This is a genomic window from Natronomonas pharaonis DSM 2160 (genome assembly GCF_000026045.1).
Taxonomy (GTDB): domain Archaea; phylum Halobacteriota; class Halobacteria; order Halobacteriales; family Haloarculaceae; genus Natronomonas; species Natronomonas pharaonis.
Map to the genome: position 1 here is coordinate 216538 of NC_007426.1, position 21150 is coordinate 237687.

23 protein-coding genes and 1 pseudogene are annotated in these 21150 nt (G+C 65.1%); 12 read left to right on the forward strand and 12 right to left on the reverse strand.

The features are described from left to right. Positions 1 to 365 precede the first annotated feature (365 nt). Entirely contained in the window at positions 366 to 683 is a 318-nt protein-coding gene (locus NP_RS01100) for a non-histone chromosomal MC1 family protein (protein WP_011321939.1), read from the reverse strand. A gap of 232 nt (positions 684 to 915) precedes the next feature. On the opposite strand from NP_RS01100, the gene NP_RS01105 reads away from it, so the two are divergent. Both NP_RS01105 and NP_RS01110 read left to right on the forward strand, forming a co-directional pair. Further along, entirely contained in the window at positions 916 to 1113 is a 198-nt protein-coding gene (locus NP_RS01105) for a hypothetical protein (protein ID WP_011321940.1), read from the forward strand. A 211-nt stretch (positions 1114 to 1324) separates the two neighbouring features. After that, a complete protein-coding gene (locus NP_RS01110) occupies positions 1325 to 2377 on the forward strand; it encodes a quinone-dependent dihydroorotate dehydrogenase (protein ID WP_011321941.1) in 1053 nt (350 codons plus the stop codon). Here the strand turns inward: NP_RS01110 and NP_RS01115 are convergent. Together NP_RS01115 and NP_RS01120 are read right to left on the reverse strand one after the other, a co-directional pair. Then, complete coding sequence (locus NP_RS01115; RefSeq protein WP_011321942.1) at positions 2374 to 2766, reverse strand: DUF5611 family protein; 393 nt, start codon at positions 2764 to 2766, stop codon at positions 2374 to 2376. The two genes, NP_RS01110 and NP_RS01115, sit on opposite strands and share 4 nt — an antisense overlap. Before the next feature lie 25 nt (positions 2767 to 2791). Beyond that, positions 2792 to 3628, reverse strand: coding sequence for a DUF7093 family protein (locus tag NP_RS01120; protein ID WP_011321943.1), 837 nt, complete (start codon positions 3626 to 3628; stop codon positions 2792 to 2794). 86 nt (positions 3629 to 3714) lie between these two features. Between NP_RS01120 and NP_RS01125 the strand changes: the two genes are divergently transcribed. From NP_RS01125 to NP_RS01135, 3 genes are all read left to right on the forward strand, one after another. Further along, positions 3715 to 4014: a DUF6432 family protein gene (locus NP_RS01125; protein WP_011321944.1), complete on the forward strand. Its 300-nt coding sequence runs from the start codon at positions 3715 to 3717 to the stop codon at positions 4012 to 4014. Positions 4015 to 4113: 99 nt separating this feature from the next. Next, positions 4114 to 5196, forward strand: a complete 1083-nt coding sequence (ygfZ, locus tag NP_RS01130) for a CAF17-like 4Fe-4S cluster assembly/insertion protein YgfZ (RefSeq protein ID WP_011321945.1) — start codon at positions 4114 to 4116, stop codon at positions 5194 to 5196. A gap of 54 nt (positions 5197 to 5250) precedes the next feature. Continuing rightward, a complete protein-coding gene (locus NP_RS01135) occupies positions 5251 to 6504 on the forward strand; it encodes a MinD/ParA family ATP-binding protein (protein ID WP_011321946.1) in 1254 nt (417 codons plus the stop codon). Between the two features lie 6 nt (positions 6505 to 6510). Here the strand turns inward: NP_RS01135 and NP_RS01140 are convergent, their stop codons facing one another. The 4 genes from NP_RS01140 to NP_RS01155 form a co-directional block, all read right to left on the reverse strand. After that, complete coding sequence (locus tag NP_RS01140; protein WP_011321947.1) at positions 6511 to 8814, reverse strand: rad50 ATPase; 2304 nt, start codon at positions 8812 to 8814, stop codon at positions 6511 to 6513. Between the two features lie 67 nt (positions 8815 to 8881). Next, positions 8882 to 10432 (reverse strand): tryptophan--tRNA ligase, encoded by a 1551-nt coding sequence (locus NP_RS01145; RefSeq protein WP_011321948.1) that lies wholly within the window; start codon positions 10430 to 10432, stop codon positions 8882 to 8884. 59 nt (positions 10433 to 10491) lie between these two features. Continuing rightward, positions 10492 to 11502 (reverse strand): tRNA-intron lyase, encoded by a 1011-nt coding sequence (endA, locus tag NP_RS01150; protein ID WP_011321949.1) that lies wholly within the window; start codon positions 11500 to 11502, stop codon positions 10492 to 10494. 78 nt (positions 11503 to 11580) lie between these two features. Then, positions 11581 to 12303 (reverse strand): endonuclease NucS domain-containing protein, encoded by a 723-nt coding sequence (locus tag NP_RS01155; RefSeq protein WP_011321950.1) that lies wholly within the window; start codon positions 12301 to 12303, stop codon positions 11581 to 11583. A 102-nt stretch (positions 12304 to 12405) separates the two neighbouring features. Here NP_RS01155 and NP_RS01160 point away from each other — a divergent pair, with 102 nt between their 5' ends. Next, positions 12406 to 13401 carry an alanine dehydrogenase gene (locus tag NP_RS01160; RefSeq protein ID WP_011321951.1) on the forward strand — a complete coding sequence of 332 codons (996 nt, stop codon included), beginning with the start codon at positions 12406 to 12408 and terminating at the stop codon, positions 13399 to 13401. A gap of 18 nt (positions 13402 to 13419) precedes the next feature. Here the strand turns inward: NP_RS01160 and NP_RS01165 are convergent, their stop codons facing one another. Next, positions 13420 to 13620 (reverse strand): DUF7535 family protein, encoded by a 201-nt coding sequence (locus NP_RS01165; protein ID WP_011321952.1) that lies wholly within the window; start codon positions 13618 to 13620, stop codon positions 13420 to 13422. A gap of 119 nt (positions 13621 to 13739) precedes the next feature. Between NP_RS01165 and leuS the strand changes: the two genes are divergently transcribed. Together leuS and NP_RS01175 are read left to right on the forward strand one after the other, a co-directional pair. Beyond that, positions 13740 to 16382 carry a leucine--tRNA ligase gene (leuS, locus tag NP_RS01170; protein ID WP_011321953.1) on the forward strand — a complete coding sequence of 881 codons (2643 nt, stop codon included), beginning with the start codon at positions 13740 to 13742 and terminating at the stop codon, positions 16380 to 16382. Between the two features lie 54 nt (positions 16383 to 16436). Next, positions 16437 to 16895 carry a hypothetical protein gene (locus NP_RS01175; protein ID WP_011321954.1) on the forward strand — a complete coding sequence of 153 codons (459 nt, stop codon included), beginning with the start codon at positions 16437 to 16439 and terminating at the stop codon, positions 16893 to 16895. Positions 16896 to 16901: 6 nt separating this feature from the next. Here NP_RS01175 and NP_RS14695 read toward each other — a convergent pair whose 3' ends face one another. Then, on the reverse strand, positions 16902 to 17066 hold the full coding sequence (locus NP_RS14695) for a DUF7859 family protein (protein ID WP_011321955.1): 165 nt from the start codon (positions 17064 to 17066) through the stop codon (positions 16902 to 16904). Positions 17067 to 17159: 93 nt separating this feature from the next. Between NP_RS14695 and NP_RS01185 the strand changes: the two genes are divergently transcribed. Next, positions 17160 to 17924: an ArsR/SmtB family transcription factor gene (locus tag NP_RS01185; RefSeq protein ID WP_011321956.1), complete on the forward strand. Its 765-nt coding sequence runs from the start codon at positions 17160 to 17162 to the stop codon at positions 17922 to 17924. Position 17925: 1 nt separating this feature from the next. Here NP_RS01185 and NP_RS01190 read toward each other — a convergent pair. Together NP_RS01190 and NP_RS01195 are read right to left on the reverse strand one after the other, a co-directional pair. Further along, positions 17926 to 18426: pseudogene (locus tag NP_RS01190) on the reverse strand (RNA-guided endonuclease InsQ/TnpB family protein); the annotation flags it as partial. Between the two features lie 172 nt (positions 18427 to 18598). Beyond that, positions 18599 to 19117, reverse strand: a complete 519-nt coding sequence (locus tag NP_RS01195; protein ID WP_011321958.1) for a metallophosphoesterase — start codon at positions 19115 to 19117, stop codon at positions 18599 to 18601. 133 nt (positions 19118 to 19250) lie between these two features. Here NP_RS01195 and pdxT point away from each other — a divergent pair, with 133 nt between their 5' ends. Next, positions 19251 to 19829: a pyridoxal 5'-phosphate synthase glutaminase subunit PdxT gene (gene pdxT, locus NP_RS01200; protein WP_011321959.1), complete on the forward strand. Its 579-nt coding sequence runs from the start codon at positions 19251 to 19253 to the stop codon at positions 19827 to 19829. Here pdxT and NP_RS01205 read toward each other — a convergent pair. Continuing rightward, positions 19822 to 20280 carry a hypothetical protein gene (locus NP_RS01205; protein WP_011321960.1) on the reverse strand — a complete coding sequence of 153 codons (459 nt, stop codon included), beginning with the start codon at positions 20278 to 20280 and terminating at the stop codon, positions 19822 to 19824. The genes pdxT and NP_RS01205 overlap by 8 nt on opposite strands. Positions 20281 to 20362: 82 nt before the next feature. Here NP_RS01205 and NP_RS01210 point away from each other — a divergent pair, with 82 nt between their 5' ends. After that, entirely contained in the window at positions 20363 to 20809 is a 447-nt protein-coding gene (locus NP_RS01210; RefSeq protein WP_011321961.1) for a bifunctional nuclease family protein, read from the forward strand. Continuing rightward, entirely contained in the window at positions 20806 to 21111 is a 306-nt protein-coding gene (gene hisE, locus NP_RS01215) for a phosphoribosyl-ATP diphosphatase (RefSeq protein WP_011321962.1), read from the forward strand. Before NP_RS01210 ends, hisE begins: the two co-directional genes overlap by 4 nt. The last annotated feature ends 39 nt before the right edge of the window (positions 21112 to 21150 follow it).

Here is a 21150-nt window from a genome sequence, read left to right on the forward strand (position 1 = left end):
CATCTGATTCGATGGGAGTGAACGTATTAAGCCCGTCGAAGTAACCCGGCTTCGTCACGCGATTTCATGCCGCTTAGTGGGTGTGGACGACCCACACGGGAGCGAAGAACCAGTCGTCGACGAGAACCTACGACAGTATCGCGCGCGGAGCCCCCGATCTCCCCGAGGAACGAATGTCAATGAATGTCAATAGTCGTACATTTAACGCCGGGGCGAAAGGAAGATTGGAATATCGCGCGGCTGGAAGTCGGCTACGTCATCCCACGCGCGTGTACGCACGGTCAAGCCGCGTGAGGGCCGCGCACCTGCTGCTAACGGCGGCGGCGGCATATCGGTTCCGGTGAAGAATTCGGACGACAGCGTGTCTATATCTCTTCGAGGTGCTGGATACCTTCCTTCGAGACGTTTGCCTCGGTGATTTCTTCGGGCATCCAGTCGGGGCTGTCATTGGGGGCCGTTTCCTCCCACGCCCAGCCCTGATAGATGTGGACTTTCTTCGTCCCTTTCTCTCTGAGCCGGAGCTCCGTTTCGTCGGCGTTGTCTTCGCTTCCGGCAGGGTCGAGTCGACGTGCGGCTTTCAGCGCCGCCTGTCTCGGCGTTCGTCCCGAGAAGACGCTCGGTTCATCGCCGTTCTGCTCCCGCAACGCGAAGTTCCGCTTGTCGTCGTCGTCGTCAGGTGCCATGGTTTCTGCTCCTCCGTGTGAGTTCTGCACACACACCGACATAAATATATCCCCGAAAACGGCCGACGGAGCGGGTTTCGGCCATATATTTCATACCGTTGTGTGGAAATATACTTCCGGAGGGAGAGATAGCGGCTGTGGTCGGCGGTTATAGCGGTGCTCGCGCGTCCGACAGCGTGACTCGCACGGTACACTTATGTATCTCGTGTGGTGAACGGGCGTACATAGCGCGATGGTGCGAAAGAAGAAGCTCAGCCCGAGTGGCGCAAAAGACGAAGACGGCGAATACCACAACGTTCACGTAAATATCCACGAAGACGAACTCGCCGTCGCCGGCATGGAGATCGGGGACGAGGTGTTCGTCCGCGTGCGTGACGGGAAGATTATCATCCAGAAAGCAGACCCCGAAGACGTCGAACACGAGTTCTGATACCGGCACTCACACCGGTTGAACCCCACTGAAGCGTCAAGGAGTGTCTGGGTCTCCCGCCCCCCACAGAAGCATCCGATACCGCGACCGACTCGACCGACTGACCGTGGCACGGGGCCGCAGGCGTCCGGGTGTGCCAGCGGTAGAAGTGGCTCCGGCGACGAAAGCCGAGACCGCGTCGCTTATGCGGTTCGGCGGGGCCTACCCACGTATGGGCCTCTATCAGCTCCTCAAGCCGGCGCTGTTCCAGCTCGACGCCGAGACGGCGCACGGCCTCGGCCACCGCGTTCTCGACGGTATCCAAGGGACACCGCTGGAGCGGATTGTCGCCGACTACTGCACCGTCGTCGACCCCCGGCTACGGGTCGACGCCTTCGGCCAGACGTTCCCGAACCCGGTCGGCGTCGCTGCCGGCTTCGACAAGAACGCTGAGATACCGGACGCCTTGGGTGCGCTCGGGTTCGGCCACGTTGAGGTCGGCGGTGTCACGGCCGAGCCGCAGGCCGGCAACCCTCGTCCGCGGATGTTCCGGCTTGCCGAGGACCGGGCGCTGATAAACCGGATGGGCTTCAACAACGACGGTGCCGATATCGTCGGCGAACGGCTCGCGGCGACCGACTGCCGCGTTCCTGTCGGCGTCAACATTGGCAAGTCGAAATCGGCAGCCAACGACGACGCCGAGGCCGACTACCAGTACACCTACGAGCGCGTCGCCGATGGCGGCGACTACTTCGTCGTCAACGTCTCCTCGCCCAATACGCCCGGACTACGCGAACTGCAGTCTCGCGACCGACTGGAATCGATTCTCGGGACGCTTCAGGACGACGGCGCAAGCCCGCTTCTCGTCAAGCTCTCGCCGGACCTCACGGACGCCGCAATCGAAGACGCAATCGAGGTCGTCGAGGACCTCGGGCTGGACGGTATTATCGCGACCAACACCACGACCAAGCGTCCGGCATCCCTCCACAGTGATGCTGCCGACGAGGAGGGCGGGCTCTCCGGAGCGCCGATAACCGATGAATCGACCGACATCGTCCGGTTCATCGCCAAGCGGACCGACAAGCCGATCGTCGGGGTTGGCGGCATCGACGACGCCGAAAGCGCCTACGAGAAGATACGCAACGGCGCAAGCGTCGTCCAATTATACACGGGATTGGTCTACGAGGGGCCGACTATCGCCCGCGATATCAACCGCGGGTTGCTCAAGCTGCTCGAACGGGACGGGTTTGCGTCGGTAGAAGACGCAGTCGGCGTCGATATCTAGACGTTGTCCGGCGTCTCGGCGTCGTCTTCGACAGCGCGTTTCATCGATTCACGGCGGGCCTTGGCGTCCCGGCCCGTACACTCAAGCAGGAAGTCGTTCTTGGCGTTGTTGGCGTCGGCCGCCGCGTCAACATCGCCCGTCTCCATGAGTTCTTCGAGCTCCCGCTCGTCGAAGTCGACAGCGAGCTTGTCCTTCTTGCTCGAATAGCTCATTGTCCCCGCTACGACACGGTTGAATACAGGGTTGTCCGGGTCCGCAACCACGTGCAGGTCGTTGCCCTTGTACTCTTCAGTGCCAGTAATCGGCCCGAAGTACTCCTCAATCGTCGCCTCCATGTCGGGGACGCGCTCTTCGAGGTACTCCCCACGTCGCATCTTGTACTCTTCCATGGGCGGAGTATCGTAACGCGGAGGTTTACCGATTTCGCTCGCTCTCCAGCCACGCGCTGCAGTCGGGACAGGGGTCACCTTCGCGGTAGCCGGAATGTGCCTGAACGGAGAAATCGCAGTCGGGGCAGACGATACGGCCGTCGGGAACGGTGATACCGGACAACGACTGCTCGTCGACCGGCTCGGTATCCTCATCCGGGGCAGCCGCGATAGGTTCGGAGTCAGCGGTGTCGGTGCTTTCGTCGGCATCATCCGGCCACTGGCCCGGAGCGCGCTCTAGCTCGTCTGCGGCCTCGCCGTCAGTGTCGTCCGAGAGGATAACGGCGTCCTCACCATCCGGGTCCGGTTCAGGCGCGCCGTCGTCGGTCGGTGCCTCGGCGACGACATCGCGAGCCGTCTCCTCGTCGTCTTCGGCGGGGTCGACGGTTTCGTCGATAATCTCCGCACCGCCGTCGTCCGGGAGGTCTTCGTCGGCGTCAGACGCGACATCGATGTCGTCTGTCTCGGTGGTGGCGTCAACCGACGTCCCGCCGCTGGCAGACCCCTCGCCGCCTGTTCCCCCGGTGTTGGCGTCCTCCCCAGCAGGTTGCGGGCCGATCTGCCCCTCGGCGTCCCCGGTCGCTGCCTCGGCGCTCTCCTCGCCCGGCGCGTCAACGGATGCATCATCGTCAAGGTCAACCTCCTCAGCATCGACGACGGCGGTGACCTCCGTGCTTTCGGAGACGACCCGCTCCTTGCCGCAACGGGTACATCGCTCTATCTCCCGTTCGGTGGTGACGACTTCGCTGCCCTGCGTCTCGCGTTCCCGTTCGACCCCGTCAGGCTCGAAGGAGTGGCCGAGTATCGAACACTGTAGTCCCATTACCGACACGTGGCCGGGTGACAGGCATAAAACTTGACTCCCGAAGCCGCCGAACGGTTAAGATGCCACCGTGAGAAGGCACAGTCATGCAGGCGAAGCGAGAGTACCGCGACCGGGCGGAGACGGAAGTCGCGGTGCTCGATGCCCTCGTCGACCGGGCGGAGGAGGGGATGACCGTCTTCGAGCTCCGGTCCGGCACCGAGACCGACATCGATGACCTGGAGGCGGCGCTTTCGACCCTCAAAGAGGAGGGGCTCATCACCGTCGAGAACAGCGACGACGAGCCGATGCGTATCTACCCCGAACCGAAGGTAGTCCCCGAGCCGAGCGAGAACGGCGAGGAGCCGTCGCTGCTGTCGAGCCTCCGTGACCGCCTCGGCTTGTAGCCGTCTCGGACGGCCGCACAGTGGGCGACGGCAGGCGTATCGGAACGCCGAAATGTGGGATGCGCGGCTGTTTTACGCGTTCGGCACGTCTTACTGACAATGACAGTCGTCGCGGAACTACAGGAATCCTACGGGGCGACGTTCACCGAACGCGGCGGCCGGCAGGTTGTCGACCACTACGGGCGGCCGGAGCGAGTCCACAGAGCGGTTCGGAACGTCGTTGGGACCGTCGAGATGGGGTATGGAATCATCGACGTCGGCGGCGACGACCGCCTTGAGTTCGTCGACAACGCCGTCACCAACCGAGTTCCGGAGACGGACGGCGCAGGAAGCTATGCACTACTGTTGGACCCACAGGGCGGCATCGAAACTGAACTCTACATCTACAACGCCGGCGAGCGGCTGCTGTGCTTCGTTCCGCCGGGGCGGGCCGAGCCGGTCGCCGAGGAGTGGGCCGACAAGACGTTCATCCAGGATGTCGACATCAATGTCGCGACCGACGACTACGGGGTCTTCGGCGTCCACGGCCCGAAGGCGACCGAGAAGGTCGCCTCGGTGCTGACCGGCCCGACGACACCCGAGGAGCCGCTTGAGTTCGTCCGCGGGCGCGTCGGCGACTGGGGGACGACCGTCATCCGTACCGACGGCCTCACCGGCGAGGAGGGGTACGAAATCGTCTGTGCGGCCGACGACGCCGCGAACGTCTTCGATGCGCTCGTCAACCACGGGCTCAACGCGGCCCCGTTCGGCTACCGGACGCTGGAGTATCTGTGGCTCGAAGCGGGGACGCCGCTCTTCGAGACGGAACTGGAGGGGACGGTCCCCAACGTCCTCGGATTGCGGAACGCGCTCGACTTCGAGAAGGGCTGTTATGTCGGCCAAGAGGTCGTCTCCAAGATCGAAAACCAAGGGCGGCCGTCCAGAGAGCTCGTCGGCATCAAACTCGACGCGGAGCCGACGGCCGGGGCAGCAGTCTTCGACGGCGACAGCCACGTCGGCGAGGTGACCCGCGGCGACTACAGCCCGGCGCTTGACGGCGCAATCGCGCTCGCGCTCGTTGAGTACGGGCTCGAAAGCGACGACCTGACGGTCCGCATCGACAGTGACGATGTCGCCGCAGAGCGTGTCCAGCTCCCGTTCGTCGACGGGTCGGCACGGTCGGCACGACTCCCGAGCTACTGACGGCTGCAGGCGGGTGGGGGTTTTTAACCCAGCGCCGAGATACCCCGGCAAGGAATGTCCGGCGACGTACTCGTAGTGACAAGTGGCAAGGGCGGCGTCGGGAAGACGACGACAGTTGTCAATCTCGCCATCGCACTCCGCCAGCACGGCCACTCGGTGGCGGTCCTCGACGCCGACCTCGGCATGCCGGATGTCGGGGAGTTCCTCAGTATCGACGCGAAGCCGACGCTACACGACGTTCTGGCCGGCCGAGCGGATATTACTGAAGCAACCGTCGAAATCGGCGACGGGCTGGCGTTCGTCTTCGGCGATACCTCGCTTGAGGGATTCGCACAGGCGGACCCCGCAAAGCTGGAAGCCGTTATCAGCGACCTCACTGACGAGTACCAGTGTGTCCTCGTCGACACCGGTGGCGGCCTGACCTACGAGACAGTGTTCCCGATGGACCTTGGCGATGCCGTCCTGCTGGTGACATCGCCGGTGCCGGCCGCCATCGCAGACACAAAAAAGAGCAAGCAGGTCGCCGAACGGCTCGGTGTGCCAGTCTGCGGCGTCGTCGTGACACACGCTGATGGCGACGCACACCCCGAATCCGTCGCCAGTGAACTGGATGTCGACTTTCTCGGCAGTGTTCCGGACGACGAGGCCATCGTCGAAAGCGCCGCCAAGCGGCAGCCCGTCGTTGCGTACGCGCCCGAAAGCGCAGCCACAGTCGCCTACTACCGGCTGGCCGAGCGCATCGCCGACGAGGAGACTGCCGCGCTCGAACCGCTCGACACGGCCGCGAAGGCTCCCGAAGAGGTCTTCGAGTCCGCAACGGATATCACGGATGTCGACGACAGCGACGACGCCACGGAATCGGAAGCAGACGGCGAGTCGGACGCGGAACCGGACACCGAAGCGGAGAGAGACGAAAGCGGAGACGAAGCGGAACCCAGAGGCGCCGAGGACGATGATGCCAGCGAAGCCGATAGTGAAGCGGCGGTGGGCGAAAGCGAAAATGAAGTAGAAGACACAGGCGGCGACGGCCGGACGGAAGCGGACGACGGGAAGCGCCACGGTGTCGACGACACATCGGACGCGGACGACGAGAAGCCGGCCGCCGATGAACCGACGACAGAGGCAAAAACGCCGGCTGAAATGGCTGGCGGAATCGATGAACCGGAGCCGGGCCTACACACCGGAGGTACCGACGACGCGGATGCTAGCGAGGAAGGGGCCCGTGGTGGCCGTGATGATACAGAAACAGAAGACGGCTCAAAAGACGACGAGGGGTTCTTCGACCGGCTGTTCTCGCGGTTCCGGTAGCGCCGGTCAGGTGTCGCCGCCCTGGAACGCCCCCGACAGCTGTTCTTTGAACGATTCGAGTTCGTCGAGCCGGTCGTGTATCTCTTCGAGTTCGCCTTCGAGTCGGTCGAACTTCGACTCGAGGTCAGTCTGCGTGTCGGCAACAGCGTCGATGTTGGCCTCAAGGTCCGACTGGACGGCGCGTATCTCTTCGAGGTCCGTGCCGATAGTCGATTCGAGGTCCATGTAGCTGTCCCTGACCGATTCGATTTCCGACGCCAGTTCCGATTGGCCGTCCTTGACGGAGGTTAGTTCGGCCGTCAGTTCCGACTGCTCGTCGCTGACCGCGTTCACCTCCGATGCCAGCGCCGATTGCTCTTCGTCTATCGATTCAACGGTCGCATCAAGTGCGGACTGTCCGGCTTCGAGGGATTCGACTGTCGCCGACAACTCCGATTGCTCCGTAGCTACTGACTCTACCGTCTCCGACAACTCCGATTGCTCCGTAGCTACTGACTCTACCGTCTCTGACAGCTCTGATTGCTCCGAAGCTACTGATTCTACCGTCTCCGACAACTCCGATTGCTCCGAAGCTACTGAATCAACTGTCTCCGACAGCTCTGACTGCTCCGAAGCCACCGACTCGACTGTCTCCGACAACTCCGATTGTGCCGTCTCAACGGCGTCGACATCGTCAACGACGGCCTCGTGGTCCGCTTGGAGGTCATCGACGGTCGCTTCGATGGCGTTCTGGTTCGATGTGAGTGATTCGATGTCCTCTTCAACATCGGTAAGCGGCGCAACGGTCTCGGAGAGTTCGTCGACAGCCGAATCGAGCGCTTGGGTGCGGTCATCAAGCGACGACAGCTCCGAGTTGAGGTCTTCGACGACTGAATCGAGTGTGCCGTGCTGGTCGATGAACGCTTCGAGAGTGTCAGCATAGGCGGCAAAGTCGCTGACTTCGCTTTGGAGGTGGTCGATACGGACCTCCTGGCTGCGGCTCCCGCGTGCACCGAGCTTTGTCCGGAGCGCCGACAGCGTCTCGTCGGTGACGTATCCTTCCTGTAGCTCCTTCAACAGGACCCGGGCAATGCCACCGGAGGGGGCCGCAAGGCCGCCCGGCGCGCCAGCGGGGCTGCCAGCGGCGTCCGTCGCCGAGTCGTCGCTTCCCGCCGCTTCTGTGTCTGGCGAGTCGCCACCGCTGGCTGCCTCGCCAGCCTCGGGTGTATCCTGTCGGCCTGTATCGTCAGCTACGGCCGCTTCATCCAGTGCATCATCCAGTTCCGCCTCCGGCGTCGTGTCGGCAACTGGCGGGCTGGTATCGCTGGCTTCGTCGTCGACTTCGTCAGCCGGGGCGGCCGCGCTGTCGGCTGTCGACGACGACGTATCCGCCTCGTCAGCCGGCGAGTCGATGTCCGCAGCGGCCGCAGTCGGCTCGTCGGCGCCCGTGTCGGCATCAGCAGCCTCGTCGCCTGCCGTTTCGGCAGCCGGCTCAGTCGCTTCGGGGGCCGACGCTACATCCGCCGCAGCCGGCTCGTCGCCACCGGCTGTAGGCTCACTGGCGGCTTCGTCATCGCTTTCGGCGGCGTCGACCGCATCCGCGTCGGCCGACGGTGTCTCCGCTTCGAGTGTGGACGGCTCGTCGGCTGCTTCCTCGGCGGGTACGTCGTCCGTCGTCTCAAGCAGGTCCCGTTCAGCGGCTGCAAGACCGCTTGCCTCGTCGTCGACCGCATCCGCGTCGGTCGGCGGCTCCGGGCCGGCGTCGGCTTCCGCCCCGGCCGTTGGTGCTGGGTCGGCGGCCGTCGACTCCGTGTCAGAGGTGTCCTCTGAGGCAGGCTGTGCCGCTCCCATCTCATCGGGCGAGCCAGCGGTCGAGCCGTCGGCCGTGTCGTCAGCCGCTTCGGCCTCGTCGGCGGCCGGCAGCGAGTCGCGCTCACCACCGACGAACTCCCGGAGCGCATCGGAGCGGGCGCGGTCAACGAGGCTGTCGAGGTCCGGACCGTCCGCAACTGATAGCTCCGGCTCCGTCGTCAGCGACTCGGGGTCCGCGTCGGGGACCCGATAGAGGACCGTATACTGTTCGCCGGGCTCGAACTCCCGTTCGAACACCGGGGCGTCGCCGACGACCCAGTGTTCGGCCCCGTAGTCGGTGTGGAACTGGATGTCCGACTCGGGGCGTGAATCGAGCGCGGGGTCCGTCAGCCGGAGTGTTACGAGCGCGTCGCGCTCCGACGCGATTTCGAGCCGTACTCGGCCGTCGGCGGCGACCGCCTTCCGGACGGTGACGCCGTCTTCATCGACGTTCAGTGTGGCTTCTGTCCCCTCGTCCATACCGGGTTCTCGGCGCGACGATATTTATGCCCCGGGGTCGTTGAGCGGAAAAAGTCGGGCGGGCAGGTCAGCGGCGGCTGCTCTCCAGTTCGATATCGAGGTCCGCCAGCAGTTCCCGTGCCTCCTCGCGTTTCTCTTGGTGGTCGTCGAGGAACTCGGCCATCAGTTCGGCGGCCTGCTCCTTGCAGCCACCACAGAGGCGGTCGCCGCCGATGCACTCGTCGTAGACCTCGGTCGCGAGGCCGTCGTCGTCGCCGGCGAGCAGATAGGCGTATAGCTCATAGACGGGGCAGCCGTCGGGCTCGCCGCCCAGTTCACGCTGCTTTTCGGCGGTTTCGCGGCCGCCGGTCGCCGCGGCCTTGACCTTGTCGTAGCCGTCTTCCGGGTCGTCGAGCAGGCTGATGTGGCTGGCGGGGTCCGACGACGACATCTTGCCACCGGTAAGCCCGGTCATAAACCGGTGGTATATCGACGACGGCGGCCGGAAGCCGTAGCCACCGTGGTCGAGTTCGACCTCGCGGGCCAGCTCCGCCGCGGCTTCGCGGTCGAGCTCGAAGCTGTCGATGTGGCCTTCGTAGACCCGTTTTTCGCCGTCGATGGCTTCGATGAGCGCTTCAAAGGCGTCCGCGGTCGCGTTTCGGTCGAAGAAGCGAACACGTGGGCGTAGCGGCTCTTTGCCGCCGGCGTCGAGCTTTGCGACCGCACTCTCCAGCGCCGGGTCGTCCGGGGCTTCCGACTCCAACCATGCGGCGGCGTCCGAACACCGTACGTCGTCTTCGTTGTCGGCCAGCGCCTCGTAGGCGCGGGCGACGAGGTCGCGTTCGGCGTCTTCCAGCTCGAAGCTCGCGTAGGCCTTGGTCACCTTGAAATACCGCATCCGCGAGGCGAGGTCCCGCGCAAGTCGGACGTGGGGGTCTTGGTCGGGGCCAACGGGGATGACCGTCGGCTTCGGCTCGTCGAGTTGCGGATAGAGGATATCCGCCATCTGGGTGACGACCGACTGCATGTGCGAGACCGACGTTTCGCCGTCGAAGCCGTAGATGCCCTGAAACTCCGAGAAGTTGGCCTTTGCGCCGAGCTCAAAGGCCAGCTCCTGCAGTTCGTCGTTTTCGCTTTGCCGGTAGAGTTCGCCCTCATCGGGGTCGAAGCCGAGCGCCAAAAGCGAAAGCAGGTAGCTCTCGGCGTGCTCGTCGATTTCCGTCCACGACATCCCGCGTGCGGAGTTGGCTTCGAGGTCGGCAATGAGGGCGTAAACGTCGCCGCCCTGCTGTTGGTGCCAGATGAGTTCGTCGAAAACGAGCTTGTGGCCGATGTGTGGGTCGCCGGTCGGCATGAAGCCCGAAAGCGCCGCGAACGGCTCGTCGTTGGCCATCGCCTCGGCGACCGGCTCGTAGTCGCGGTGGCCAAAGATGACGCCGCGGCGCATCAGGTAGTGGGGGTTCGGTACGTCCGCAAGAAGCGCATCGAACGTCTCGATGCCGAACTCCTCGAAGAGCTTCCGGTAGTCGGCGACCGTCGACGAGCCCCACGGGTCGAGGGTAACGTCGTCGGCTCCCTTCGTCCCGCCGTCGGTCCGGGCGGGCGCGACCGGCTCCGTGTGGGGGTCGTCGTCCGTCATGGGAAACCGTCGGAGTGGTCGGCCCAAAAACCGTTCGTTTGCGTCGGCATCGACGCCACCTATGGGGTCAGCCGGGAGACCGACACCCACCGAATCTCGTCCCCGTCGTCGACGAGCGCGAACACCATCCGCTTGCGGACGCCGTGGGCCAGCCGCACATCGAGCGCCACGTCCCGCGGCGACAGGGTGGCGTCGGCCGGGAGCACCCGAACCAGCAGCTCGGAGTGGCCCAGCTCCGAGACGCTGTCGACATCGGCGTACGTCCGGAAGTCGGCCCCGAATTTGAACCCCGTCTTGGGGACGACGCCGCGCTCCCGGAGCGTCCGATAGACGGTTAGCCGTCGGTCGAACCGTTCGCCCTCGGCGTCGCGTCCGCGGGCCTCGACAGCCGCAGCGCCGCCCGCAACGGAGAGGACGCCCGTCGCCGCGAGATGGGCGGCTTCGAGCAGCGACAGTTGGAGCGGGCCGTCCTCGCGGTCCATTCGCTGGCCATAGAAGCCCTGCTCGTAGAGCGCCGGTGGCGCATCCCAGCAGAGCACCCGGTCTTCGAGCAACACGCCGTCTGCGGTCAGGTCCGCCTCAAGGCCGCTCGTGCCGTCGACCGCCGGGCGGTCGGTTTCGAGATACGTCAGTTCGCTTTCTTCGTCGACAACGGCGAGGACCACATCGCCGAGCGAGTCGAGCCGGACGGAGCCACGCTCGTCGACGACCCGGACCCGGTAGGCGACCGTTCCGTCCCACGGGCCATCACCGCGCGGGTGGACGACGAAGTCGATGCCCGCGTGGTCCGCAACCCAGCCCTCCAGCGCCGGTGAGACGTAGAAGCCACGCTCTCGGAGGTCCCGGTAAACCAGAAACGGGACCACAAGGTCGGGGGTGTCGGCCAGAAACGCCTCCAGCCCCATCCCGTCGACCGCATCGAGGTCGCCGCGGGCGAGCAGGTAGGCGGCCTCGACGGGCGCGAGTCGGACGCCCGCCCCGTCGGGGCGGCCGTAGCCGCTGGAGTCATAGTAACGTTCGCGGCCGTTCGGACCGACCTCGACGAGCCCGTCGGACAGGTGGCCTTCCATAGCAGTCAGTGGCGGACGCTCGGGTAAATCGCCTGCGGTCGGCGGGCGACGGGCTGTTGGCTGCGGCCAGCGTCGGTGTCAGCGGTCGCGCCCCACCGAACAGTCGGTGTCGAGACAGCGACGCCCGGTTGCCGTCTCGAAGACCGGCAGCCCGCAACCACAGCGGCCGTCGACGACACCGTCGGGTATCGAGAAGGCCGTCTCACAGTCCGGATACTGCTCACAGCCGGCGAGCAGTCCGCCGCGGCGGATGATGTCGAGGTCGCTGCCACACTCCGGACAGGCCCACTCGCCTTCGAAGGCCGCCCGCACCGCCTCCAATAGTGAGCCACAGTCGGGGTCGAGACACAACTCGAACGGCTCGCCGCGGTCGACGCGGACGGTCGGCAGCCCACACGAACAGTCGTCGCCGGTCGTTGTCGCACCGCTCGGCAGGCCGAACCGCTCGCCACAGTCGAGACAGGAGACTCCGCCGCCGGAGCGGACGAGGTCGCCGCCACAGCGGCAGTTCCCGACGGGCGTGCCGGCAACGGTCGCCTCGTGTTCGGTGACGGTCACGTCGCCGACGGCCTCGATACGGAGCGTTTCGTCGCCATCGACAGCGACGAGCCACAGCGGGTCACGGGTCAGCGATAGCTCCGATGCGCGGGTGAGCCACGCGGCCGGCTGATAGCCATCAATATCGTGGACGAGAACGGTGTTGTCGGGCTTGACGACCGCGAGTACGGTGCCACGGACAGTGCGGTCCCGCGGTCCCTCGAAGCGGACGAGACAATCCCCGGTGATGGTGCGTATCGGCATGGGGCTGTTGGCCCCCTCACGGTATTTGAATCTACGGCCCACAGTGGCGGTCGAGCAACCGCAGTCCGGACCGTTAAGTAGGCCTCGCGCAAGTGTTGCCGTATGGAGACGCTACTGCTGGACCCCGACGATGTCGACGCGGCCGCCGATATGGCCGAAGTCATCGTCGCCGTCGAGGAGGCCTTCGCGGCCTACGAACGCGGTGACGTACAGATGCCGGCCAAGTCCTACATCGACCTACCGGAGTACAACGGTGATTTCCGGTCGATGCCGGCGTACATGGAAGCCGACGACTGGGACGCCGCCGGCATCAAGTGGGTCAACGTCCACACCGACAACCCCGATGAGTACGACCTGCCGACAGTGATGGGGACGATGGTGTATTCGGACCCGAGAAACGCTTTCCCGCTGTCGATTATGGACGGGACGACGCTGACCCGGAAGCGGACGGGCGCGGCAGCAGCTGTCGCAACGGACCATCTCGCCATCGAGGACGCCAACTCGCTTGGCATCGTCGGGGCGGGCGTCCAGTCGTACACGCAACTGGAGGCCATCAGTGTTGTCCGAGACATCGACGAGGTCGTCGTCGCCGACAAGCGGGACGAGGCCGTCGAGGCGTTCATCGACCACTTCGGAGACGAGTTCGATGTCCGTCGTGGCTCCATCGCCGAGGCTGCGTCGTGTGACGTGCTCTCTACCGTTACGCCGGTTCGGTCACCAATCGTAAGCGCCGACGACCTCGCCGACCACACCCACATCAACGCCATGGGTGCCGACGCACCCGACAAGAACGAACTGGAGCAGGACGTCGTGACCGACGCCCGAATCGTCATCGACGACCACGAGCAGTGTACGCACTCCGGGGAAATCAACGTCCCATGGAGCGAGGGCGTTCTCGACGACGCGGATATCAGTGCTGAACTCGGCGAAATCGTCGTCGGCGACGAGCCGAGGCGGCGCGACAGCGATGGCGTTACCGTCTTCGACTCGACCGGGCTCGCCATTCAGGACGTCGCTGCCGCACGCGCGGTCTACGAGCGGGCTACTGCTGATGGTGCCGGCACGAGCTTCGGGCTAGTTGATACGAAGCTCCGATAGAAACGGGAACGGAACCGCCTACTCCCAGGAGACGCGCTTTCTGACGCCCCGGAGCGTTTTGGAAATCCGCCAGACGACGACGAAGAACGGAATCAGCGGCAGGAGTACGAGCAACAGCACTGCCGCTGCCGCGATTTTCGGGTTCCGAAGCTCGCCGTTCGACGCCGGCCGTCGAAGCGCCCCCAGTACGCCCTCGTTTTGCTGTGTTTCGTCGGCCATACCGATAATACGGCGTCTACACGTATGAGCGTTGGCCCCAGTTCCCGCAGTGTAGGACCGCCGGGCGGATGGAAAGCTTAAGGCCGAACCGCCGGAACGTTCCCGATAACTTCCTCTCTATGACCGACGACGGCTACGACCACGGCGCGGTCGAAGAACGCTGGCAGGAGGCGTGGAACGACGCCTCCGTGTATCGCACGCCCGACGACGTCGAGGACCCGACCTACGTTCTCGGGATGTATCCGTACCCGTCCGGACAGCTCCACATGGGCCACGTCCGGAACTACACGATTACGGACGCCTACGCACGCTACCGCCGGATGGACGGCGATGACGTGCTGCATCCGATGGGATGGGACGCGTTCGGGCTTCCGGCTGAAAACGCCGCCAAGGAGCGGGATACCAACCCCCGCGACTGGACGGTCGACTGCATCGACACGATGCGCGACCAGATGGAGTCGATGGGGTTCGGCTACGACTGGGAGCGAGAGGTGACGACCTGCGAGTCCGACTACTACCAGTGGAACCAGTGGCTTTTCCGCCGGTTCGTCGAAGAGGACCTCGCCGAGCGGCGCGACGCCGAGGTCAACTGGTGTCCGGACTGTGAGACGGTACTGGCCGACGAGCAGGTCGAGGGCGACGACGAGCTCTGTTGGCGCTGTGATACGCCGGTCGTGACCCGCGAACTCGAACAGTGGTTCCTGAAGATTACCGACTACGCCGACGAACTGGTCGACGACATCGACGAGCTGGAAGGGTGGCCCGACTCGGTCCGGCAGATGCAGCGCAACTGGATCGGCCGCCAGCACGGCACGGAACTTGAGTTCGAAATCGAAGACCACGGCCCCGTCGAGGCGTTTACCACCCGCGTCGACACCATTTACGGCGCGACGTTCTTCGCGCTGGCCCCGGACCACCCCATCAGCGAGACGCTGGCCGACGAAGACGAGGCGGTGCGGCGGTTCATCGAATCGGAGGCCGACCCCGACGGCGACGAGCCGAACGGCGTCGAAACCGGCCTGACGGCGACCAACCCGGCGACCGGCGAGGAGATTCCCGTCTTCGTGGCCGACTTCGTCCTCTCGGATGTCGGCACTGGCGCGCTGATGGGCGTCCCCGCCCACGACGACCGCGACCACGTCTTCGCCGAGAAGATGGGCGTCGACATCGTCCCGGTTGTCGCGCCCAGCGAAGACGAGATTCCGGACGTCGACGACAGCGCATACACCGAAGACGGCGTTCTCGTCGACTCCGGCGACTACAGCGGTCTCGACAGCGAGACCGCACGCGAGCGGCTCACCGAGGATATCGACAGCGCAAGCCCCCACACCCAGTACCGGCTCCGCGACTGGGGTATCTCGCGGCAGCGCTACTGGGGAACGCCGATTCCGGTCGTCCACTGTGAGGACTGCGGCCCCGAGCTGGTGCCCGAGGAGGACCTGCCGGTCGAGTTGCCGGAGTTTGTCAACACGACTGGCAACCCGCTCGATGCGGCCGACGACTGGAAAGAGACGACCTGTCCGGCGTGTGGCGACCCGGCCGTGCGGGAGACGGACACGATGGACACCTTCGTCGATTCCTCGTGGTATTTCCTCCGGTACGTCTCGCCGGGTCTCGAAACAGCAGCCTTCGACCGCGAGCGGGCCAACGACTGGATGCCCGTCGACCAGTACGTCGGCGGCATCGAACACGCCGTAATGCACCTGCTGTACAGCCGGTTCGTGACGAAGGTGCTGGCCGACCACGAGGACCTCGACCACCGCGAGCCCTTCGAGAACCTGCTCGCACAGGGGATGGTCCAACTGGAGGGCGAGAAGATGTCGAAATCGAAGGGCAACGTCGTCTCCCCGCAGGCCATCGTCGATGAGTACGGGGCCGACACGGCGCGGCTGTTCATGATGCAGGCCGCCCAGCCCGAGCGCGATTTCGACTGGACCGAAGAGGGCGTCCGTTCGGCGTATACCTTCCTGACACAGCTAAAGGAACTCGTTGCGGCCTACGCCGGCGGAGACATCGAAACCGCCGCCGAGGCTGACGCAGTCGCGGGCTACATCGAAAGCGAACGGGAGGCGACCGTGGCCGTCGCCACCGAGGAGTACGAGGAACTGGTGTTCAACACCGCCGTCCGACAGGCACAGTCGTTCGTCGGGACGCTCCGACAGTACCGCTCCCACACGGCGGTCCACGGGCCGACCTTCGAGCGCGGGCTCGAAACCGCGCTCAAACTGCTCGCGCCGGTCGCCCCGCACATCTGTGAGGAGTTGTGGGCGGAACTCGACGGCGACGGCTTCATCGCAGAGGCGGCGTGGCCGAGCGCCGATGTCGACCGCGAGACCGTCGAAAAGCGACGACGACTCGTCGAGAACACCCGCGAGGATGTTCGCCAAATCATCGATGTCGCGGGCATCGACGACCCCGAGCGAGTCGACATCGTCGTCACTCCCGAGTGGAAGCACCGGGCGCTGAACATTGCCATCGACAGCGACGCGCCGAACGTCATCTCCGAGTTGATGCAGGACGACGACATCAAGCGACACGGGGACGACGCGGCCGCCTACGGCCAAGACCTCCAAGAAGAGCGGGAGGCGCTCCAGCGGACGCTTGACCCCGAGACCGAGCGGGAAGCGCTGGAGTCGGCCGCGTGGCTCGTCGAACGGGAGTTCGACACCGAGGTCCGCGTGCTGACCGCCGCCGAAGCCGACGACGGCGTCGCCGGCGACGCCGAGCCGTCCCGACCCGCCATCGACATCCACGAAGGGTAGGTCGGCGACGACAGCGCAGCCAGCTTTTTTGTTGACGCCGCCGACGGCGAGCTCGTGGGCAGCCACGCCGACCGCGTCGCCGACGCGCTCCGGGAAGCACTCCGCGAGTGGCGACCGGACCGCGAGTGGACGACCGAACGGTACGTCGGCCGCACGCCGGTCGATGTCGCCGGTGAGGGCGAGCCGCTGGCGCTTGTCGAACTGGAATGGCGGCGCGCCGACCCGGCCAACAACACCGTCAAGCTGTTCCGGCGGCTGGATGCCGACGCCACTGAACGACCGGCCGTCGTCGTCCAGCTTTTCACCGGCTACTACGCGCTCGCCGACGGCGGCGTCTCCTCGAAACAACGGAACGCCGTCTTCGCGGGCGAGCGGCTGGCACAGACGGTCGATGCCGTCGACTACGAGCCGCTGCGGTTGGGTATCGACCCGCCGAAGCGCGGCGGGACGCTGCCGGACGGCTGGCGAGACGCCGTCGAGGAGGCTGCCGCCGAAGTAGACGACCGGCTGTAGCGGCTGCTACCGGCGCTTGCCCTCGCGCATCCCTTCGCTAAGGCTCAAAAGCGTCCGTCTGATGAAGAGATAGATGCCAAAGACGATGAGCAAAAGCACCGTGATAATGCCGACTAACACGGGGTCGACATCGACGAACAGCGCCGTCGACGGCGGGCGCGAGAGGCTCATATTCGGTCGTTGCGGCGGCGTCGCAAAGATGTTTCGGGCACGGTCGACGGAGGGCATAAAAGTTCATGCCGACGGGGATGAAACGCCCTGCCGATGAGCCTCCTGCCCTCCAGCCCCGACGTCTCGCCGGACGGCGACCCGCGGGTCGTCGGACTCGACAGCGAGGAGGCCGACGAGCTGATGGCCGCCCTCTCGTCGGAGACTGCCCGTCGCCTCCTCGCGGAGCTCCACGAGGACCCCGCTCCCCCCGGCGAGCTTGCCGAACGGGTCGACACCTCGCTGCAGAACACCCAGTACCACCTCGAAAAACTCGAAGACGCCGGCGCAATCGAAGTCGTCGGCACCGCCTACTCCGAAAAGGGCCGGGAGATGTCCGTCTACGGCCCGGCCGACAGTCCACTCGTCATCTTCGCCGGCGAGGAGGAGCGGGCCTCCGGCCTCAGAGCAGCCGTATCGCGGCTGTTCGGCGGCGTGCTGGCGCTTGCGGCCGGCGGCGCGGTCGTCCAGCAGCTCTTCGGCGAGCAGCTACTCGCCGGGACGGATGAGGCGGCGGAGCCGCCGGAGCCAACCCCGACGCCCGAACCGGAAGAACCGGAGGAAGACGACCCCGGTGCGTTCGATGTCGAGCCGGAGCCAACACCGGAAGCGACACCGGAACCAACACCCGAAGAAGTCGCGGACACGCCAGCGCCGGCCCCCGAGGAGGCACCTGATGCGGCCGATGGGCTTTCGGCCGCGATAGAAGGCCTCTTTGCCGCCGGACTACCGCCCGGACTGGCCTTCTTTCTCGGCGGGTTCGTTGTCCTGCTTGCGGTCGTCGGAACGACGTACCTCAGACAGCGGCGCACGCATAGGTGAACTACCCCTGCCTACTCACTCGCGGCGTAGCCGCTCGTTCCTTGAGGCAGGGGCTTCCTGCTTCCAAGACGCGCTTTGCAGGAACAACCGCAGTTCCCGCAGGGAGCGCAGTCTCCACAGGCGTTCCTTCGGAGTGACCCACTCCTAGGTCGGTAAGTCCGCGAGAAAGAATGTTCCACGCTGCGTTTGCGTCTCTGTCCGCTTCAAAGCCACAGGCAGGACAAGAATGTTCTCGTACCCACAGCGGTTTGTCGGTTTCGACGCCACACTGGGCGCACTCTTTTGTGGTGCCTTCCGGTTCAACTTCCACGAAGTGCGTGCCATCACGCTCACACTTCGTTTCGAGCATACCGGTGAAGGTATTCCATGCTGACGAGGCCGTGTTGCGGCTGTTACGCGGCGATTCCAGCATCCCTTTCACGTCGAGGTCTTCGACGGCCACCAGCTCGTACTCCTGAGCGTAGTAGTTCGAGAGTTTATGCAGGAAATCACGCCGCTTGCGCGGACTGCGATGCTCCTTGAGGGAGGGGCTTAGCGCCTGCATTTAGCTAAAATATCGGTTTGACTCTACGGTGTGTTCTTTACAAATGGGGGAGATTGTCTATCTGCGCTGAACGCTTCGGCCCTCCCCACCCACCTGCGACTGCCCCCCGCCGGCGTTCGGCGCGTCTTTCCTATGGCCGCCGTGGCTCGACAGTGAACCGTTCGAAAACCTCACCGGCGGGTTCGACAAGTTGCCCGCGAGCGACCTGCTCGTCGTCATCCCACTCTAGTTCGGCGTGGGCCGGGCGGTGCCAGCGCGGGTCGGCGTGGCTGCCGGGGTTGAGCATCGGCACGGTGCCGTCCTCGAAGGTCGGCTCGTGGGAGTGGCCGAAGACAACGAGGTCGGCGCTGGATTGTCGACCAAACATCGCAAGCGCCGTTTCGGTGTGTTCGTGGCCGTGGACAACGGCGATGCGCAGTCCCTCCCACACGACGATGCGCTCGGCCGGCAGCCGCTCGCGGACGGCTGCGGTGGCGTTGTTGCCGTAGACGGCCGCCAACGGTCCCCGTTCCTCGAACGCATCAAGCACCGCCTCAGTCATAAAGTCACCAGCGTGGACGACACGCGACGCCTCCGCGACGGCGTCGGCAGTCCGACCCGAGAGCCGTGGCGAGTCGCGGCCGTGGGTGTCCGAGAGTACAGCGAGCATGCGTCCGCGTAGTCCGTCACCCACCAAGACAGCGTCGGCTGCGAATCGCCGATTGAGCACGTCCAGTGGTTGACAGTTGGGTCCCAAACCGGCCGAATCGAGCCCTTTTTGATGCGAGCGGCAAAGGTACGGTATGCTCAAAGCCGGCGTCATCGCGGTACAGGGCGACGTGGCCGAACACGCCGATGCGATTCGACGGGCAGCCGACCGCCACGGCGAGGACTGTACGGTCGAGAGTATCCGGTCGGCCGGCGTCGTTCCGGAGTGTGACCTGCTGTTGTTGCCCGGCGGCGAATCGACGACCATCTCTCGGTTGCTCGCCGAGGAAGGCATCGACGAGGAAATCGAAGCCTTCGCCGCCGCCGGCAAACCGCTGTTGGCGACGTGTGCCGGGCTCATCGTTGCCAGCCGTGACGCAAAGGACGACCGCGTCTCGACGCTGGATATTCTCGATGTCTCCGTCGACCGGAACGCCTTCGGCCGGCAGAAGGACTCGTTTGAAGCCGCAATCGATGTCGAGGGACTGGATGAGCCGTTCCCGGCAGTCTTCATCCGCGCGCCGCTGATAGACGAGGTCGATGCGGCTGTCGAGACGCTGGCCGCTGTCGACGACCGCCCGGTCGCTGTCAGACAGGACAACGTCGTCGGAACCTCGTTTCATCCCGAGCTAACCGACGACAGCCGCATCCACGGGCTGGCGTTTTTCAGCTAGCGACGGCGGTTCGCCGCTGGGGCGAAAGCAGGTGGCCGGCGACCGCAAGCAGGGCAGCGACCGGCATTGCAGCGAGATACAGAATCGCGTATTCGAACTGCCCAGCGAAGGCGACCTCGGTGAGATAGAAGACGGCGAGGAAGCCGAAAGCGATGACGGCCGGGACGGGATTCCGGTCGACGAGATACGAGTAGGCGGCGGCAAAGCCCAACACGAAGACGGCGATTGGAATCACGAACGCAAGCAGCCACTCGCCGCCGGTGAAGAAGGCCACGACCCCTTCGAGGCCGCGGCCGAATGCCTCGGCGAGGCCGAGCGGCCATAGCCACAGCGCCTCGGTGGTGAACGGCATCACCAGAAACGCCACCTGGAACGCGAGCAGGTACACAACGCCGACGAGGGTGGCCCGGGCAGCGGCCGTCCTGTCGCGTAGGCTGATACTGGAGGGCATCGGCTATGGGTGTCGGCGCGGGCATAAAATAACGTTTCCCCGGAGCCGGCGGGTTTTTGCGTCGGCGTCGCCCACGACAGGTATGAACGCACACATCGAGGGCGTTCGCGTCGCCGAGACGCCGACGGGGCCGGTCGCCATCGTCACGCTCGGGGTCGACGACGCCGACGACGTGTTACCTATTTTTGTCGGCTTCGAGGAGGCCGCCAGCATCGCTCGGGGGCTCGATGCCGCCGACATCGGCCGACCGCTCACCCACGACCTCCTGTTGGACACCATCGAAGCGCTCGGCGCACGCGTCACCGGGGTCGTCGTCTCGGGGCTCGATGAGGGAACCTATCTCGCCGACATCCACATCGAAACGCCGCGCGGCGAGGAGGTCGTCGACGCCCGGCCGAGCGACGGGTTGGCGCTTGCGGCCCGGACGAACGCCGACATCGACCTCAACGGCAAGGTCTTCGAAGCGGGCCGAGAGCCGAAAGACGAATACGAGGATTTAGACGACATCCGAGAGATGATGGAGGTATGAGCGGCGACGGACACGACGGAGACGAGGTACTCGACGAGCTGTTCGAGGTCATCGAATCACGGAAAGAAGAACTGCCGGACGGCTCCTATACGGCGTCGCTTTTTACCCACGAGAAAGGCGAAAACGCAGTGTTGGAGAAGCTCGGCGAGGAGACGACGGAGCTACTGTTGGCGGCCAAAGATGACGACGACGAGGAGCTGGCACACGAGGCCGCTGATATCGTCTACCACCTGCTCGTGTTGCTCTCGATGAAGGACATGGAGCTTGCGGACCTGCGGGCGGAACTCAGAAAGCGGCGGTAAGGCGGACTCGGTTTGCTGGCACGCGGCGCGGCTGTCGAG

Bases quoted from the DNA above. Each gene is read 5' to 3' on its own strand.
- NP_RS01100 (WP_011321939.1), bottom strand. From the start codon at position 683: ATGGCACCTGACGACGACGACGACAAGCGGAACTTCGCGTTGCGGGAG.
- NP_RS01105 (WP_011321940.1), top strand. From the start codon at position 916: ATGGTGCGAAAGAAGAAGCTCAGCCCGAGTGGCGCAAAAGACGAAGAC.
- NP_RS01110 (WP_011321941.1), top strand. From the start codon at position 1,325: ATGGGCCTCTATCAGCTCCTCAAGCCGGCGCTGTTCCAGCTCGACGCC.
- NP_RS01115 (WP_011321942.1), bottom strand. From the start codon at position 2,766: ATGGAAGAGTACAAGATGCGACGTGGGGAGTACCTCGAAGAGCGCGTC.
- NP_RS01120 (WP_011321943.1), bottom strand. From the start codon at position 3,628: ATGGGACTACAGTGTTCGATACTCGGCCACTCCTTCGAGCCTGACGGG.
- NP_RS01125 (WP_011321944.1), top strand. From the start codon at position 3,715: ATGCAGGCGAAGCGAGAGTACCGCGACCGGGCGGAGACGGAAGTCGCG.
- ygfZ (WP_011321945.1), top strand. From the start codon at position 4,114: ATGACAGTCGTCGCGGAACTACAGGAATCCTACGGGGCGACGTTCACC.
- NP_RS01135 (WP_011321946.1), top strand. From the start codon at position 5,251: ATGTCCGGCGACGTACTCGTAGTGACAAGTGGCAAGGGCGGCGTCGGG.
- NP_RS01140 (WP_011321947.1), bottom strand. From the start codon at position 8,814: ATGGACGAGGGGACAGAAGCCACACTGAACGTCGATGAAGACGGCGTC.
- NP_RS01145 (WP_011321948.1), bottom strand. From the start codon at position 10,432: ATGACGGACGACGACCCCCACACGGAGCCGGTCGCGCCCGCCCGGACC.
- endA (WP_011321949.1), bottom strand. From the start codon at position 11,502: ATGGAAGGCCACCTGTCCGACGGGCTCGTCGAGGTCGGTCCGAACGGC.
- NP_RS01155 (WP_011321950.1), bottom strand. From the start codon at position 12,303: ATGCCGATACGCACCATCACCGGGGATTGTCTCGTCCGCTTCGAGGGA.
- NP_RS01160 (WP_011321951.1), top strand. From the start codon at position 12,406: ATGGAGACGCTACTGCTGGACCCCGACGATGTCGACGCGGCCGCCGAT.
- NP_RS01165 (WP_011321952.1), bottom strand. From the start codon at position 13,620: ATGGCCGACGAAACACAGCAAAACGAGGGCGTACTGGGGGCGCTTCGA.
- leuS (WP_011321953.1), top strand. From the start codon at position 13,740: ATGACCGACGACGGCTACGACCACGGCGCGGTCGAAGAACGCTGGCAG.
- NP_RS14695 (WP_011321955.1), bottom strand. From the start codon at position 17,066: ATGAGCCTCTCGCGCCCGCCGTCGACGGCGCTGTTCGTCGATGTCGAC.
- NP_RS01185 (WP_011321956.1), top strand. From the start codon at position 17,160: ATGAGCCTCCTGCCCTCCAGCCCCGACGTCTCGCCGGACGGCGACCCG.
- NP_RS01195 (WP_011321958.1), bottom strand. From the start codon at position 19,117: ATGCTCGCTGTACTCTCGGACACCCACGGCCGCGACTCGCCACGGCTC.
- pdxT (WP_011321959.1), top strand. From the start codon at position 19,251: ATGCTCAAAGCCGGCGTCATCGCGGTACAGGGCGACGTGGCCGAACAC.
- NP_RS01205 (WP_011321960.1), bottom strand. From the start codon at position 20,280: ATGCCCTCCAGTATCAGCCTACGCGACAGGACGGCCGCTGCCCGGGCC.
- NP_RS01210 (WP_011321961.1), top strand. From the start codon at position 20,363: ATGAACGCACACATCGAGGGCGTTCGCGTCGCCGAGACGCCGACGGGG.
- hisE (WP_011321962.1), top strand. From the start codon at position 20,806: ATGAGCGGCGACGGACACGACGGAGACGAGGTACTCGACGAGCTGTTC.